Genomic DNA, 1,418 nt, shown 5'->3' on the forward strand with positions numbered 1-1,418 from the left:
AAAAAAGCCTCAATATAACATGCGATCTTTACCATCAGCGACGCGGTCGTCGGCTCGACAAATGGGAGATATGTAAGGGAACGTGGCAGAAAGTCTTGCACCTGTGACAACATCAATATCTTTTCCTGGATAAAGACTATTAAAGTCGAAGAATTTTTTCTGAGAGTTGTTGGGAAATTTCGCTGGTGTAACTAGCAACCGCCAGCCATTGTCAACCAGAGTTGCATTCAATACAGGGAGCGGAATATTACCTTCTTCAACTTCCCCTCGCCAGTCGGCTAAGGTTTTTGGAGACTCTGGGGTTTTCATACGTCCTTGCCAGTCCTTCTCGATCGCAATACCTCGATCTCTGACTTTGGGAGTGAGAATGTCTGGTAGGAACGGGAGGAAAATCACGCGCCACAAGTCAGGATAGGCTAATCCCCAACCTACTGCATCTAAACTGTTTGCGGTAGCGCCCTCAAATATTTTTTCTGATTCTGAAGTCGGTGGAAAACCTTTATATGTAAAGCGATCCAGATAATACATTGCACCTACTGAGCCACCAGAAACGGAACTAATTAATCCAATTGCTTTAGTAAATGATTCCCCTAACTCTTCTTGCAAGCCAGTCAATACTTGAGCCGTCCATCCAGCGGCTTGAATTCCACCTCCACTAGCACAGACAACAACTACAGTTTGTTTTGCAAGAGGCTCTTCTAGATCTTGTTTGTCCAGACGCTTTTGTAATAAGGCCGTCAAATTTTTTTGCTCTTCTGGCTGTTCTGGAGCATCCTTTAATGTAAAATAGTGATCGACATTCAAAAGCCTATAGAGCGCTACAGCAATCAGCACCCAGAAGAACAAGACAGAAATACGCGAGTAATCGAAGAAGAAGGTAAGACTGCCCAACAAAAGCACCGATACGGAAATTAACAACATTACATATAAAAGTGCTGGCGGTTCTTGTATCTTCTTATCGGGGGGCAACGAACTTGGCATAAAAAGCTTAAATGCGATTATATAGATAACAACAAGAACGATGAAGAAAACAATAGCGTCAAAATGATTGTTGTTTAAAATACCATTATCGATATAGCCTGCTGCTTTGGAAGAGTGTTGGGTCAAAAAGGAAATTGCTTTCACCAAAACCTTATTAATACCGGGAATTTTATCGACCGAGAGAAAGTTTTGAATCAGTTTGAAAAGAAACAAAAAGATAACGCCAAATGACACCCCCAAAAACAATCCAGACCATCTTTTGTTATTATCCATTTCTTCCTGGGATAATTCAAATACTGTCAGGGTCGTCGGTAATGCCAGGGCGATCGCTAACACATAATACCAAACTTTAGAAGAAGAAACTCCAGGCAGTTCCGGAACCCCAAAACGAGCTGGCGCACCACCAAGGATTATTGCAACGACAAAGGTTACGGCTG

1 protein-coding gene is annotated in these 1,418 nt (G+C 42.4%); it reads right to left on the bottom strand.

What is annotated here, in order from left to right; genetic code table 11:
* Positions 1–9: 9 nt before the first annotated feature.
* Positions 10–1,418, bottom strand: a 1,409-nt coding sequence (locus F6K13_RS33145) for a hypothetical protein (RefSeq protein WP_287289926.1), incomplete at its 5' end; no start/stop codon positions are given.

This window comes from Okeania sp. SIO2B9 (assembly GCF_010672505.1).
In the GTDB taxonomy this organism is placed as follows: domain Bacteria; phylum Cyanobacteriota; class Cyanobacteriia; order Cyanobacteriales; family Microcoleaceae; genus Okeania; species Okeania hirsuta.